Genomic DNA, 16,022 nt, shown 5'->3' with positions numbered 1-16,022 from the left:
TATGAATCTACCTGAGTTCTCGATAAAAAAACCGGTTGCAATGAGTATGATATTTTTGGGTATTATACTCATAGGTTATATTGCTTTGATACAGCTGCCCGTTGAGCTGATGCCCAACTATAGCTATGATACCATAAGCATCATTATAAGGATTAGAGGCGGTATTCCTTCCCCTGACGTAGAGCGCCTTGTCACAAAACCGGTTGAAGAAGCTGTAAGCGATGTGAGTAAGCTTAAAGAGCTTATATCTATCTCTGAAGAAGGAGAGTCCAGAGTTATTTTGAGATTTGAGCCGGGTACCGATATGGATTTTGCTTCTCTGGAGGTTAGGGAGAAATTTGGCCGAGTCAAAGATAGACTGCCTAAAGAGATAGAGAAACCGGTTATTGCGCGGTATCAACAGACAGATGTTCCAATAGTGATACTTGCTGTAACAGGAGAGAGATATACTCCTGAGATGTTGAGGAGGATTGTGGATGAGAAAATCAAATCCAGGCTGCAGCGAATAGAAGGGGTGGCGAATATAGAGATAGCCGGAGGTAGAGAGAGAAAGATTATTGTCGAAGCAACTGAGAGCAGCTTACAGGCTTACAACATATCTTTGGGAGAGCTGATTGATACGGTAGGGGTTAATAACATAGATCTGCTTTTAGGAGAGACGGAAGAGAAAAAAGTAAAAAATTTAATCCGTCTTATGGGTCAGTATAGAAGCATTGAAGATATAAAAGAGATTGGGGTTAGCGTGAATCCTCAGGGGTCTATTATTCAGCTTAAAGATATTGCCCGGGTCAAGGATTCTTTTCTCGACCCCATAGATCTTTCCAGAGTTGATTCCAGGCCTGTTGTCTCTATCTATGTACAGAAAGAGTCTACGGCCAACACTATAAAAGTTAATAAGATGCTGGTTGAAGAGCTCTCCAGGATAAAAAAGGAGCTTCCCAAGGATGTAATAATAAAACCTACTTTTCAGCAGGCCGAGTATGTTCAAGAGGCTATTGATACAGTCCGCAAGTCACTTATGTTCGGCGGAGCGCTGGCAGTTATTGTGCTGCTGCTCTTTCTCCATGATGTGGCTCCGACATTTATTATCGCACTCTCTATTCCGCTCTCTGTTATGGCCACTTTTACAATCATGTTTATGCAGGGTTTGACTTTAAATGTTATGACTCTCTCCGGGCTGGCTCTGGGTATAGGCATGCTGGTCGACTCCTCTATCGTTGTACTTGAGAATATTTTCAAAAAGAAAGAGAGAGGACTTAAAAAAAGAGAGGCTGCATTAGATGGTAGCAAAGAGGTCAGCCTGGCGATAGTGGCTTCAACCATTACTTCTGTAGTTGCATTCTTGCCGATAATATTTGTTGGCAAACAGATGAGATTGCTCTATAGCGGGTTGACCTTGACAGTTGTCTACTCTCTTCTTGCATCTCTCTTTGTGGCTTTAAGTTTGATTCCCTTATCTGCATCCATAATCAAGATGGGTGGAGGAATACCATTTTTAAAGAGAAGCGAGAGAAGTATTAAAAAAGTTAGAGGTATTTATATAGATGTATTAAAATTTATTTTAAAATTCAGATATCTTTTAATATTAACTATGATGGCAATTGTTATTTGGATTTGGCCTCTTCAGAAAAATATTGGCAGAGAGTTTATCGGTATTACAGAGCAGAATAAGTTTACCGTACATGTTGAGCTGCCTACAGGTGCAAGACTGGAGATGTCTGATAAAGCGGTTGCGATGGTTGAGAAGATTCTAAAAGGAGTTCCTGAAGTACGGACTGTATCCTCCAGAATAGAGAGATGGTCTTCTAAGATATATGTAAAGTTAAAACCTCTTGCTCAAAGAGAACGAATGACAAACGATCTCATAGAAGAGCTGCGGCCCAGAATGGATGAAACAATGAAGAACTTCGATGCCTTTATATACTTTGAGCTGCCTCAAGAAGTAGGCAGCAATGAAATATTTATCGATATTAACGGGTATGACTATGATATTTTAAAACAGATAGCAATGAAGATGGCTCAAAGCCTGTCTCAGGTTGAAGGGATTACAGATCAAAAAATAAGAATGCGTGAGGGTAGGCCGGAGATAAGAATTATAGTAGATCAAGACAAGCTCAGCATATTTGGACTAACGGTTAAAGATATTGCTTATCAATTACACGGGAAGATACGGGGGCTAAGGGCCAGTTTTTTCCATACTGATACTAAAGAGGTTGAGATTGTTGTTAGGATGAGCGAGCTTGATCGCGACAGCTTTGATGATTTAAAGAATATTACTTTTGTCAATAAAGAGAAAGCGAAAATTCCGCTGAAACAGGTTGCAGATTTAAAATTTGATATAGCACCGAGCGAGATCTGGCATAAAAATAAATCAAGAATGGTCCAGGTTAGCGCGAATAGGGGAACCCTGGATTTAAATACGGCTATTGAAAGATGCAGCAAGGTTTTAGAGAAGTTTGAGATGCCCGAGGATTATACTTATAGGTTTAGCGGGGATTATGAATTAATGGTAGAGAATGAGCGCCAGCAAAAGTTTGCGATTATTACAGCGCTATTTTTAATCTTCTTAGTTTTGGCTTCACTCTTTGAGTCTTATACCCAGCCGTTTATTATTATGGCTACTGTGCCTCTCGCTGCAATAGGTGTCATCCCAATGCTCTACTATACAGGTACATCTATTAATATCGGAGCCCTTATGGGTATGTTGATGTTAGGAGGTATTGTTGTCAACAATGCAATAGTCATGGTTGATCATATAAATTTTTTGAGAAAACAGGGTGCAGGATTAAAAAAAGCTGTCCTTGGAGGTGCTGAACACAGATTACGCCCTATCTTTATGACCTCTATTACAACAATCTGCAGCCTTATGCCTATGGCGTTAGATAAGAGCGAGTCTTCCAATCTCTGGTCGCCGCTGGCAAAGACTGTAATCGGAGGGATGTCTGTATCTACCATATTAACTCTTCTTGTAATTCCTTCTGGATATATGATACTGGAAGATTTAAAATATAGATTGAAACATATAAATATATTTTTAAAGATAAAGCGATGAGTGACAATATAAAGATAGTTATATATTCAACAGTGATAGTCCTAACAACACTCTCCCTGATATCCGCTTTCTGGTTAGGTACGGAGAATAGAAAGATATATTCCAGTTATATAGAAGAGAGGGCGCTCTGGCATCAAAAGAACAGAGACTTAGAGTTTGAAATAGATAAATTTAAGATAGAGGTAGAAGATATTAAAACCCGATTAATAACCTACAGAAGCCAGATGACTAGGCTAGAAGATAGCAGGCTTTTAACAGAGGAAGAACTTAAAGAGTTGGCCAATGAGAACAACAGACTGAGAGATGAAGTTGCCAGGTTGATTGGAGAGAGAGAGAATCTAAAAGAGAGATTGACCAAAAGAGTCAAAACGGAGGATAGCAGGGGAGATGATTTTTGGTCTAATCTCCTGCGGGAGAAGACCTCTTTAGAACTAAAATTTAGCAATCTTAAGAAGCTGCTTGAGAAAAGAGACGGAGAGATATTAAGATTTGAAAGCGAGAGAGTGCGATTGGATCAGCTTACAGGAGAGCTTCTGGATGAGAAGAGAAGACTGGAGGAGAGATTGGTTGAGACTAGAGGTATGGTCTCTTCTTTTTCCCGATCGCTGGAGCAAGAGAGAGAAGAGAGATTAGAATCTATAAGAGGTCTGGAAAGGTTGGAGCGGGATAAGCGTGCTTTAGCTCTTCAGTTAGAACAGGCTCAGGGAGACAAAATAGCTACTGAAAAAAGGCTGGATGATTTTAAGCAGAAGATGCTTAAAGAAGAACAGAGCAAGGATAGGTTCGAAAAGCGGGTAAGTTACGCCAGTCAGATTTTAGAAGATAAGATGCTTGAGGCTACACGTCTAAAACAGTCTCTTGAAATAGCTCTTAAAAAGATAAAGAAAATGAGTTACAACGATCAAGAGACTGCGGTTGAATTGCCCAGAATAGAGGTGGGGGATGATAGTATTCAAGCCAAGGTAGTTACTGTTAACGCAGCAGAAGGTTTTATAGTAATTGACCGCGGCAGAAGAGATGGCGTAGAAGAAGGGATGGAGTGCTTTATTTATAGAGAGGGTAAGTTGATTGCAAAACTCAAAGTAAATGAAGTTAGAGAGGTAACTTCCGCAACGGAGATCCTTCTGAGTTTACCTCAAGAGTCTGTGGTTAAAAACGATGTTGTAGAGTTTCCAGGCAATTAATTTTCCTAGTTCTAAATATGTTGACAATTGTGAAGAGTTGTTTTAAAATTTAAACAATGCTCTTAATAAGTTTATTATGAAGATTGCAAAAAGTATTTTAATCTTAATATCCGTATTGATATGGGGCTGCGGGAAGTGTCCAACTTCAGATAGTAATAAGGTGCGCTTTGCTTTTTGGGGTTCTCCGGAAGAGGTCAGGATAATCACATCTGTTATTGAAGAATGGCAGAGAGACCATCCTAAAATAAAGGTTGCCTTAGAGCATACTCCTTACGGAGGGTATAGCAGCAAGATTCTAACTAGGATAGCAGGAGGAGATTCACCTGATATCATAGCTGCAGAGGTAGGACTTTTTACAAATTTTTACTCTAAAGGTGTTTTCTTAAACCTTACTCCTTTTGTAGAAAACGATAAGAGTTTTGTATTAAATGATTTTTTCTCGCCTATCATTGAACATTTCACTATTGAAGGCGATGTTTACGGTATACCAAGAGATATCGCTCCTTTTGCCTGTGTATATTACAATAAGAACATCTTTGACCAACATAATATTCCCTACCCCGATGATGACTGGGATTGGGATGCTCTTCTTGAGACTGCAAAGTGCCTTACCGAAAGAGGTGAAAAAGGCAAGATTAAGAGATATGGATTTTATACTTGGGCCTGGCAGAATTTTGTTTTAGCTAATGGCGGCAGACTTGTAGATAATGTTAAGACTCCTAGCTCTATAAAGTTGAATACTCAAGCATCGCGAGAAGGGCTGGAGTTTTATAGAGATCTTATTTTGAAACATAGAGTATCTCCAACCCCCTCTGCTCTTATAAATATGGGTATGGGTGTACAGATGATGTTTATGACCGGACGTCTTGCGATGTTAGGGTCGGGGATATGGGAGACTCCGGCATTACAGAATATAGAGAGCTTTGATTGGGATATAGCGGTATTTCCTAAAAGCCCTCAAAATATACGGCAGATTGCAACAGGGGGAACAGCATATTGCATATTGAAAAAATCCAGCAATCCTGAGCTTGCCTGGGAGGTAATAAAGGCTTTGACCTCCGCTCGAACTATGGAGCGTATCGCTTCTATAGGATTGGCGCAGCCAAGCAGAATATCTGTTGCCCAGGGCCCTTATTGGGCTCAGAGCAAGGAGAAGCCGCTGAATAAAAAAATGCTTAATGAAGCAGTTGAGAGCGTAGTCTTTCCCCCGTTTAGTCCTAACTGGAGAGAGATAGAAGAGTTGTATATTAAACCTAAATTGGATCTGTTTTTTAACGGTCAGGCTGAATTAGATAATATTTTGCCTGAGATCGTAGAAGCAGGCAACAAGCTCCTTAGGGAGTAATTATTAAAGGAGGCAGATATGGTAGAAGCAACAGAGGTTTTAACGGACAGGGAGCGAAAAAATTTTTCAATCCTCGATCTAATTCGCAGAAAAGGGCCTATTACTCGCACAGAGATATCTAAGGAGACAGAGTTAAATATTGTTACGGTATCTAATTATGTTAATACCTATATTCAAAAAGGTTTTGTTATAGAAGGCGGTCTTGATGTTTCAACGGGAGGCAGAAGGCCGGTTGTCTTAGAATTAAACCCAAAGGCTGCCTATATAATAGGAATAGGCTTGGACCTTCTTAATATTATAGGTGTTGTCTCTGATTTAAAAGCAAATGTTTTGGTCAAAGTAAAGAAGAGTCGGCCTGAAGGTACTGAGAATACTATGATAGATGCAATGTCAGATCTTATTGGAGAAATAATATCCAAAGTTGACGTTGAGAGAGACCGGATAAAAGGTATCGGTATAGGTATACCGGGTATTGTAGATAGAAAAGGGGGTACGATACGCTGGCCCCAGCAGATGGGCAGCATATATATATCCACTTTAAAGAATATGCTGGAGCAGAAGTTTCAGATCCCTGTCTTTGTAGAGAACGATGCAACTGTTGCTGCTCTTGGAGAGAGGGAGTTTGAGCTTGAAAGCGATATCAAAAATCTTATCTTTATGTACTCCGGAGTTGGCTGCGGTATAGTTATTAATGGTCAAATCTATGGAGGTGCTGGCGGCTGTGCTGGAGAATTGGGTTTACCTACTTTAAGAGAAGAAGAGAAGAGCCGCTGGAGAGGTTTAGATCGCTGGGAGGCTGATTTGGGTCTTAAAGCCTCTGCAGTAGAGAGGGTAAAAGAGAGCAGCGATTCTAAGATTCTGGAGTTAGCCGGAGGAGATAGCTCTAAAATAGATTTTAAATCTATCATTGAAGCTGTAAGAGCTGGAGATAAACTTGCAGCAAGCCTGGTAAAAGAGGCAGGTGAGGAGTTAGGCGTAAGGATTGCCTACCTTATTCAGATATTCAACCCCGAGGTAGTTGTAATAGGCGGCGGTATTGAAAGAGCCGGCTCTGTACTGCTTGATGCAATTAAAAAAGTTGTTAGAGAAAAGACTTTTGAAGAGATAGGCGGTCAGGTGAGGATTGTACCTACTCAGCTGGGCGAAAACTCTGTAGCTTTAGGTGCAGTAAGCCTTGTAATTCAGCATATCTTTACTTATTTAATGGTTTAAGAAAACTTGACAAAAGATACTTTATATGGCATAAATGAGAAGATTCAAAAAACAAAAAAAGGAGGTGGGATGATGAAGAAAGCTGGCTATTTTATGTTAGTGGCTCTCTTTGTAGTTGCGGCAGCTTCTTTTGCAAAGGAGGCTCTTCTGGTTGCCGATTTTGATTCGGGTGTAAAGCCAAACAATATCGGCGGTGATTTCGGCGCTTGGGATAGAGATCCAATGGATTTCTCTCAGACAGCTATAGAGAGTTTTAACAATAGTGAGACCAGAGACGGGAAAGGTTTCTGCATGAGATTGGATTACGATGTTGACTCTCCGAATCCAGCCTATAACGGTTTCTGGATGAAGCTGAATGGTTCTGATGTATCTGGATATGCAAACTTTGTTATCTGGGTAAAGGGCGACAAGAATAGAGGGTTCTCTCCTCTCTTTAAGATCGAGATGAAAAACAACAGGGGTGAGGTAGGAAAATATTATGTCACGGGCATTACAAACCAGTGGCAGAAGATAGTGGTTCCTCTTGTAAAAGTAGCAGGGATATCCGACTTCTCTAATATGGACGAGTTCGTTATAGTCTTTGAGGATTGGAGATGTGCAGTAAAAGAGGGAACTGTCTATTTTGATGATATTACATTTGAATAACAGGAAGTTGTAATTAATCTATCAAGGCGGAGTGAAAACATGCTCCGCCTTTATACAAATCGAAAGTTTTATAGATGAGGAAAGTTTCTTTAGCAGCAGCTCTAATCCTTGCGATTTTAATAGCCGCATTTTCTGCGAATAGATATCTTAGAGTTAAACATCTCAGAGAGAAGCAAGAGTTGGCCTGCCAGGAGTTCTTAAAAGATCTAAAACTGATACCTCAGGCAGAAGTTCCGGAGGTATTTCTCCTAAGCCATTTTAACGAAAAAGAGAACAAGACCAACCTGGGTGAGTTTGGTGCCTGGGATAAAGCCCCCAACGATTATTCTCAAAGCTGTTATGACTCTTTCTCGCCTCTAACCTATGTAGGCAGCAGGGGATATTCCTTGAGAATAGATTACGATGTTGACTCTCCGTCTTCAGCTTTCAATGGTGTCTGGTTTGATCTTGGAGCTGCCGATTTAAGCAAGTATAAGCAGCTAGTCATCTGGGCTAAAGGAGATACAGATAGGGGCTATACGAAAGATTTTAAGATAGAGGTTCAGAGCTCTCAAGGCAGGAGAGGCGCCTATTATATAACAGGTCTCAGCGATAGCTGGCAAGAGTATCTGATAGACTTAGATCAGTTTGTAGGCATCTCAGAGTGGGATAGTATGAGAAAACTGGTCATAGTCTTTGAAGATTGGAAAGCAACCCAGAAAGAAGGAACAATATATATAGACGATATTTACTTTACAGCAGCTAAGAATTTAGGCGATTCTTGTTCTACCCTATTTCCTACTGCCCGGGAAAGAATTCCAAAACCGGATATATCACGCCTATCAGATAAACAGTTTCTGGAATTAATTCAAAGAAAAGCTTTTGGTTATTTTTGGCGCGAAGCTAATCCAGACACAGGTCTCATCAGAGATAAGGCAGATAACTTTAAAGATGACAATTTTAAGGTAGCCTCTATTGCTGCAGTTGGTTTTGCCTTGAGTTCATATCCTATTGCAGTTGAAAAAGGATGGATCAGTAAAGAGAAGGCTTTAGAGAGAGTTTTAAATACGCTCTTTTATTTTAGAGATAAGTTGGAAAATGTCCATGGATTCTTCTATCACTTTGTAAGTATGGATAGCGGTAAGAGAGTCTGGAACTGCGAACTATCTTCAATCGATACCGCTCTTTTTTTAGCAGGCGCTATAACCGCAGGGGAATATTTCGGCTCTAAGGTTAGAGAGCTGGCGGAGGACCTTTATGAAAGGGTGGAGTGGGACTGGATGATGGCCCAAGGCGATACTCTGTGTATGGGCTGGATGCCTGAGACAGGATTTTTGCCGGATAGATGGAACAGATATGGTGAACAGTTATTGATGTACCTTTTTGCAATAGGGTCTCCTACTCACCCAATCTCTCCTGAGGTATGGGATGAAATAAGAAGGCCTATTTGGAGCTACGAAGGTTATACTTGCTTAGTTTCACCGCCTATGTTTACTCATCAGTATTCACATATCTGGGTCGATTTTAGAGATAAGCATGACAACTATGCGGATTATTTTCAATCTTCTGTTAATGCAGCTTTGGCCAACAGGGAGTTTTGCATCAACAATAGGTCTAACTCTATGACTTTTAACGAAAACTCATGGGGGCTTACTGCCTGTGAATCCCCGGCCGGTTACCGTGCTTACGGTGCTCCTCCGGGTTATGCTTATTATGATGGGACTGTTGCTTTTACGGCTCTGGGAGGTTCAATTCCTTTTGCCCCGCAAGAGACAATAACTGCATTGCGCTGGATGTATAATCACTACAAAGACTACGTTTGGGGTAGATATGGTTTTTCCGATAGTTTGAACCGGGACAAAGATTGGTATTCAGATATTGTCATTGGGATAGACCAGGGCCCGATGCTGCTTATGATTGAAAACTATCTGACAGGTTCTGTTTGGGACTATTTTATGTCTAACAAATATATCAACGAAGCCATGAATAGGGCAGGGTTTAAATCCGGGACAATGAAGCTTAGGCCGGACGAAAAGCCCCTTATCAGCGTTGACTATAGGCGGGTCTTTAAGGCCGGGGATTATGATTACGCTTTAAAAGCCAGCGAGACAATAGAGCATGGAGCTGTTACACGATATCCTGATGATTTGGCTTCTGAGTTTAGCCTGGGCTGGGATGAAGAGTCTCTATATCTCTGGGTTGAGGTGACGGATAATGAGGTTTTGGTAGAAGATATTCCAGATAAAATCTATAAGCAAGACAGCATAGAAGTATATATTACGCCTGAGAACAAGAATCTTTACTGGGGCAATAAAAAACAGTTTCAGTTTGGTTTTGCACCCTCCGGGAGTAGAAAGGAGTCTTTGCATTATGCCTGGTTCCAGAACAGAGTGTTTGAAGAGATAGAGTTAAAATCTAAGATTACAGAGTCGGGATATATTCTTGAGATTGCGATACCTTTTGAGATTTTAGGCATTGAACCCGAGCCGGGACTAAAAATAGGCTTCTCAATAGCGGTCAACGATTTTGACAAAAATGATAATACGCCTAAATGTAAATATAATCTGTTCTTTATACCTTGCTATGATCAAGGGTGTAAAGATGGGTTTGAACTTGCAGAGCTTAAACTGAGGAAAGAGTAAATATAGATTGATAAAGTCATATCTTTTAACAGAACCTAGATTTAAAAATATTGTTGTACTTTTTTGTTAGCCGTTTTTACAATACTACAAAACTCCTACACCAATATGCAATATTATCTTAACTGTGCAGGTATTATGGCTTCCATAGGTCGCGATAGCGAAGTTCTGCAAAATTATCTTAAGGCCTATATGATATCGCCTGATGAGCCTAAAGCTCTAGAGGGAATTGATAAGATGCGTGAGCGCATCAAAGATGATTAGTAAATATAAGTTTTTTGACAAAGCCTATATTTAAAGCTATGATTTATCTGTTCAAAACGACAAGGAGATATTATGGTTGCTCTATCTGTAGTCATTATTACAAAGAATGAAGAGAGGAATATTAAGGAGTGTATTAAATCTGTTAGAGGCTGGGCAGATGAGATTGTTATCGTTGACGATAATAGCAGTGATAGAACAAGAGATATTGCCTTAGAATATACAGATAAGATTCTGTTGCGTAAAATGGATATTGAAGGCCGGCATAGGAACTGGGCCTATCAGCAGGCCAAAAATAAGTGGGTCTTAAGCCTCGATGCTGATGAGAGGGTCACAGAGGAATTAAAGAAAGAGATAGCAGAGTTTTTGGGATCTTCACCTAAAGCCGCGGCATGTTCTGTCCCGAGGCGTAATTATATCGCTAACTACTGGGTTAAATACGGCGGTTGGTATCCTTCACCCCAGCTTAAGCTGTTCTTAAAGGATAAGTTCAGGTGGGAGGAGGCACATGTTCACCCGGTATCCTTTGTGGATGGTGATCTGGCCCATCTAAAATCAGATATCATACATTACTCTTACCGCGATATTACAGATTTCATAAATAAGCTAAACAGCCAGACAACCCTTGAAGTTCAGAAATGGATTGATCAGGGTAAAGAGATAAAAACTTTCAGATTTTTAAGAAGAGGTATAGATAGATTTTTGAGAAGCTATTTTAGGAAACAGGGTTTCCGCGATGGTTTCTATGGTTTTGTGCTGGCCTATTTTGCATCCCTTTATCAGTTTTTAAGTTTAATTAAGTATAAGGAGCTAAAAAGAAAAACTTAAAGAACAAGGAGGTTTAAAATGAGACACTTATTACTATTTCTCGTTTTAGCTTTTTCTTTTACCTCTTGGGCGGAGTTCACTAGAATCGAAGGTTTGACCGAAGCAGATTGCAGGTTTGTCGTAGTCCACCCCTTAGACAACAATATTCTATATCTTGCCTCAAGCGACTCTCTATACAAGCTGGAGAATAGAGAGTGGAGGTTTATCTACAAGGTTAAGGAAGGCGGGATAAACTTTGTCTATCCCGACCCTCTAGATTATGAACTCCTATATATTGCAACTGACGCGGGATTGCTCTCGGCAAGAGACTCTAATAGGGTTGATTATCTTTTTCGCAGCCAGGGCAAAGATATAAAATGCCTCTCTTTTAAAAGAGAAGATAATAAACTCTTGCTGGGAACCTCTTCCGGATTATATATAGGTGAGGATGGTATCTATGACTTTAAGAAAGTTGCTGCTTTGCCTAATGATATAGAGGTCTACTGGATAGACTATATGAAGCCCTATCTCTATCTGGCAACGGATATGGGGCTTTACAAAAGCGAGGATTTCAATAGATTCCAGAGGACTTTTATAACTCCCAGAAAGGACAAGAGCATAGAAGAGGAGGAAGAGGTAGAGGAAGGCCTATCCTATGTTCCAAGGGTTGTAACAGTTAGTGCTAAGGACCCTAGTGTGGTCTATCTTGGTACAACTGCAGGCCTATTTATATCCAGTGATTACGGTTCTGGTTTTAAAAAGGCCTATATTCAAGGATTAGGCAGCGTAAAGATTAATTCTATACTTCAAGACGATAACTCAGGAGATCTCATCTATCTTGGAACTGATAGAGGTTTCTTTAAGGTCTATCTGGGAAGAAAGAAGGCTATCAAGGTCTATGAGGGTTTGCCTACAGAGAGCATCAATATGCTCACGATGGATAAGAAAGGTAAGCTCTATCTTGCAACAGCTCTGGGGTTATTTGAGGAGGGAGAGGATAGCCGGGAGTTTCTGGAATTAAGCTATGAGAATGTTTTCTCTTTTGAGCCCAGTGCCCGGGAAGTCCAGCAGGCAACTTTAGATTATAATGAAGTTAATCCTGAGAAGATAAAAGCCTGGAGGCGCTCCTTGCGGTATCGTGCTCTCCTGCCTCAGCTTGATCTTGGATATGATAAAACAATCTATGGTACCTATAGCAGCGGCGGACAATCTTATGTTGGGCCCAGGGATTGGAGCGTTGATTTAACCTGGGATTTAGAAGATTTAATCTGGAACCATTACCAGGATGATATTGATACCCGTTCACGTTTGAATACTCAACTAAGGCTTGATATCTTAGATGAGGTGAACAGATTATATTTTGAAAGAAAGAGGGTAAAGATTGATCTGATAAACAACCCTCCCGAGGAGAGCATTGATAGAATAAAGAGAATGATGTATCTTGAAGAGCTGACAGCAGCTCTTGATGCCTATACAGGCGGTTTTTTCTCAAAGCGGATAGAAGAGTTAAAAAAGAAAAAATAGATGAGAGTAGTCTTGCAGAGAGTTAAATACGGGAGGCTATCGGTTAAAGAAAAGATTATATCAGAGATAGAGAAAGGTCTATTTGTCTTACTCGGTATAGGCGAAGGTGATTCTGAGGGTGATATAGACTGGCTGGTAAAGAAGATTGCCAATCTAAGGATATTTGAAGATAGTAAAGGTAAGCTCAATAAATCTTTACTCGATATCAAGGGTGAGGTGCTTTTAGTCTCTCAGTTTACCCTCTTTGCAGACTGCAGGAAAGGCCGCAGGCCCTCTTTTGATAAAGCTCTTAAACCGCAGAAGGCAGAAGAGCTATTTAACAGGTTCTTTGACTGCCTAGAAGCCCAGGGGGTAGAGGTAAGAAGAGGGGTCTTTGGAGCCGATATGGATATAGAGTTGGTTAATTACGGCCCTGTTACGATATTTCTTGATAGTAGGGACAGATAAACTCTGGTTTCTCAAAGTCTGATTAGATGATATACTAAATCCATGATTCCGTTAAGAGATGAAATCCCAACCCGCAATTTTCCTCTGGCAACAATAATACTTATTGTACTTAACGGAGTTATATTCTTATACCAACGTCAACATGTACACTATATCCATCTAAGAGATATACTCTCTCTTATTCCTGTAAAGATATTCTTCTCTCAGGACTCGAAGTTCTACCTCACTCTCTTTACCTATATGTTCCTTCATGCCGGCTGGCTCCACTTTCTATCTAATATGTTATATCTCTGGGTCTTCGGTAATAAGGTAGAGGATCTCTTAGGCCGCATGGGTTTTGTCTATTTCTATATAATATCGGGAGTAGGTGCAGGGTTTATTCATGCAGCGGTTAATCCTACATCTTCTATGCCTACGATAGGAGCATCGGGTGCGATATCAGGCATCTTGGCAGCCTATCTTATTCTCTATCCTGCAACACGCATTGTTACTCTGGTACCTATTTTTATATTCTGGCAGGTAGTAAAGATACCAGCCTATATATTTATAGGTCTCTGGTTTATGTTTCAGTTCTTCTATGGGTTCTCATCATTGGCTGTTGAGTCTAATATCTCAGGTGTTGCCTGGTTTGCTCATATAGGCGGGTTTGTTGTTGGGATATTGATTCTACCTATATTTCTTTTCTTTAAAAAGCTCTCCCGCTAAACTATTAAAATCACGGGGTTAATATTATGGGGGCGGCTTTATAAAGTATGTAGTGTTATTTGACAAACTACTATATATATGGGATACATATATTAGAATTTAGGAGGGGGTTTATAAAGTGTGTTTTAGTCTTGACAAGGGTCTATTTTGTGTTGAAATGGATATAGTAGTACAGATGAAAACCCTGACGAAGAGGTTGGGTTTATATATAGTAGTTACTTCTTCATTAATAAGCGGCGGTATATCCTATGCCCAGTCCATGCCGTTTATCTTTGCATCTATTCCTGATTTAAATCTTTCTCAGGCTACAGCATCAGATAATTTAGGGAGAATGGTGCCGGTTAGCGTAGGGTCTAACCTTGATGGGATGGTACCTTATGATAATGGTATTGTTGAATCTTGGGAAGAGGATGTTGTCAGACAAGATGTTTTAGCATTTATAAAAGATATACCATATAACGAATGGGTTGAGATAGATGAGCTTACAGCACGTCAGCTTTTTGAAGATGTTATATGTCGCGCAATGGATAAGATGGAGCTTCAAAAAGGTCAAGGCGGCGAGTTTGAGGCTCTCCTTAGACGCGATCTATTATATTTTACACCTGAGATTGAATATTACTGGTCTTGGCCCACATATGCTGAAGATAAAGACGATGCTGTTGTAAGATTTCCTGTTTGGATTAAAAGGGCTAAAACGACATTGTATGAAAAAGGAGATGCAGATGTTGTGTATTTTAGCTTGGGAAGATCAGGAGATGATGCTAGAAGATATAATGTTTTGTTTTTAAATAGAGGTGGAGTAAGTGAACTAGTAAGTACTTCGCTGTATAGATATAGATATTTGCCAGGCGTTCTTGATGACCCCAAAGTAGAGTGTTTAGATCTTGCTTGGAGGTTTGAGACAGATTTCAAAACAGCGCATCTTTATACTGAATATTTTAATAAAGAAGACGGTTTGATTTTTAAAGAAGGTTCTTTTTATAGCGAGGATACAGAGAATTCTTATCCGTTGCTTGTGTTCGAGCCAGGTAGCGCTAACCCTATAGAGGATAATAGACCAGTTGCTCAACCTAAAATTGAGCTTTTTGGAATAGAACAGCTTTTTACAGAGAGAAGCCTTGAATTTTATTATGATAATCCTGAGGCTCCTGAGGCTCCTGAGGCTCCTGAGGCTCCTGAGGCTCCTGAGGCTTATGCTTATGATGCTTACTATTCTCAAGCTATTAGAGGTATTATAAATCTATGTAAATTACAGCTCGGGGTAGAACATAATGGGTTTGAGGTTGAGAAGGTATTAAGGCGAGATTTTCTAGAGTATGTACCATGGTCTCCGATAGATGAGGATAATTTTGATTCCGATACTGAACCTGCAAGAGAAGGAGTAGGGATTAACCGTTTGCCAAGCGAGGATGATACAGTGATCTATAAGCTTACAATAGGTGGTCCAGTTGGAAGGTATCTATATCTATATGTTACTTTTGATAGGAATTGGGGTAATACTATAGATGATTATGAATGGGGTATTAATCAAATCTCTTATATGCAGCCTACAGAGGTTGAATATTACGATGCAGATGGCAATAAACAGCAAGGCATAGGATATTTAGCACGTCTTTTTAAATTTGATACGGATGTGACCAGTACTATCATTGCAGAATATTACCAGCAGATGCTTGCCCCAGGTGGGTGGTTGCTTGCTTCAACTCCTGAAGGATATAGAATTATAGCCGATACTGGAGTTGATCCTATTGCTTATTTTCGCAAAGACGAACCTCTCTTGATTACATCTTTGCCGTAAATTAAAGCAGTTAAATCTTTACCAGTTAATAGCTTAGCGTTTATATCTGAGGTTTTTACCTATTTTATAGCAATTAATTTACTTTTTAAAAATTTTTATATCAAATTTGCAATCTTAATCTTTATATGGTATAAATGTATACGTAGAGGAAAAAAGGAATGAATAAAGTTATAATAGTTGCAATTTTGGTTTTATCTCTTGGGATATCAAGTCTTTTTGCTAAGAGCCCTGATCAATTATTTGAACCATACGGCAATACTTCTATTGTTGTTCCGATTAGCAACGGTAATATAAAGTCTGAAGTTAGTACACTAGCAATTCCGAGATATCAGACAAACATAGAAACCGCTGCATTAGTGCTGGGGACTTTCTTGAGCGGTCTTTTACCAGCAAGTGGTCCTGAAAGATCGGTTGATACTGTAGT

General features: G+C 39.9%; 13 protein-coding genes. All 13 read left to right on the top strand.

Annotated elements, in window-relative coordinates:
- The first annotated feature begins 1 nt into the window (after position 1).
- Complete coding sequence (locus P9L98_02945; GenBank protein ID MDP8216265.1) at positions 2-3,052, top strand: efflux RND transporter permease subunit; 3,051 nt, start codon at positions 2-4, stop codon at positions 3,050-3,052.
- Positions 3,049-4,236, top strand: coding sequence for a hypothetical protein (locus P9L98_02940; protein MDP8216264.1), 1,188 nt, complete (start codon positions 3,049-3,051; stop codon positions 4,234-4,236). Before P9L98_02945 ends, P9L98_02940 begins: the two co-directional genes overlap by 4 nt.
- A 76-nt stretch (positions 4,237-4,312) precedes the next feature.
- Positions 4,313-5,581 carry a sugar ABC transporter substrate-binding protein gene (locus tag P9L98_02935; GenBank protein MDP8216263.1) on the top strand — a complete coding sequence of 423 codons (1,269 nt, stop codon included), beginning with the start codon at positions 4,313-4,315 and terminating at the stop codon, positions 5,579-5,581.
- An 18-nt stretch (positions 5,582-5,599) separates the two neighbouring features.
- Positions 5,600-6,793: an ROK family transcriptional regulator gene (locus P9L98_02930; protein MDP8216262.1), complete on the top strand. Its 1,194-nt coding sequence runs from the start codon at positions 5,600-5,602 to the stop codon at positions 6,791-6,793.
- A 69-nt stretch (positions 6,794-6,862) separates the two neighbouring features.
- Positions 6,863-7,438 carry a carbohydrate binding domain-containing protein gene (locus P9L98_02925; protein ID MDP8216261.1) on the top strand — a complete coding sequence of 192 codons (576 nt, stop codon included), beginning with the start codon at positions 6,863-6,865 and terminating at the stop codon, positions 7,436-7,438.
- 74 nt (positions 7,439-7,512) lie between these two features.
- Positions 7,513-10,059, top strand: a complete 2,547-nt coding sequence (locus P9L98_02920; protein ID MDP8216260.1) for a glucoamylase family protein — start codon at positions 7,513-7,515, stop codon at positions 10,057-10,059.
- Between the two features lie 135 nt (positions 10,060-10,194).
- On the top strand, positions 10,195-10,320 hold the full coding sequence (locus P9L98_02915) for a hypothetical protein (protein MDP8216259.1): 126 nt from the start codon (positions 10,195-10,197) through the stop codon (positions 10,318-10,320).
- 72 nt (positions 10,321-10,392) lie between these two features.
- On the top strand, positions 10,393-11,145 hold the full coding sequence (locus P9L98_02910; GenBank protein MDP8216258.1) for a glycosyltransferase family 2 protein: 753 nt from the start codon (positions 10,393-10,395) through the stop codon (positions 11,143-11,145).
- Between the two features lie 18 nt (positions 11,146-11,163).
- Positions 11,164-12,648, top strand: coding sequence for a hypothetical protein (locus P9L98_02905; protein MDP8216257.1), 1,485 nt, complete (start codon positions 11,164-11,166; stop codon positions 12,646-12,648).
- The gene (dtd, locus tag P9L98_02900) at positions 12,649-13,095 is read left to right on the top strand and encodes a D-aminoacyl-tRNA deacylase (GenBank protein ID MDP8216256.1); all 447 of its coding nucleotides are present in this window, start codon (positions 12,649-12,651) and stop codon (positions 13,093-13,095) included.
- 42 nt (positions 13,096-13,137) lie between these two features.
- Entirely contained in the window at positions 13,138-13,800 is a 663-nt protein-coding gene (locus P9L98_02895; protein ID MDP8216255.1) for a rhomboid family intramembrane serine protease, read from the top strand.
- A 157-nt stretch (positions 13,801-13,957) separates the two neighbouring features.
- Positions 13,958-15,598: a hypothetical protein gene (locus tag P9L98_02890; protein ID MDP8216254.1), complete on the top strand. Its 1,641-nt coding sequence runs from the start codon at positions 13,958-13,960 to the stop codon at positions 15,596-15,598.
- Positions 15,599-15,756: 158 nt separating this feature from the next.
- Positions 15,757-16,022, top strand: a 266-nt coding sequence (locus P9L98_02885) for a hypothetical protein (protein MDP8216253.1), incomplete at its 3' end; no start/stop codon positions are given.

Source organism: Candidatus Kaelpia imicola (assembly GCA_030765505.1).
Lineage (GTDB): Bacteria > Omnitrophota > Gorgyraeia > Kaelpiales > Kaelpiaceae > Kaelpia > Kaelpia imicola.
Note: the sequence above shows the minus strand (reverse complement) of the source record. Positions and strands in the feature narration are given on the sequence as shown.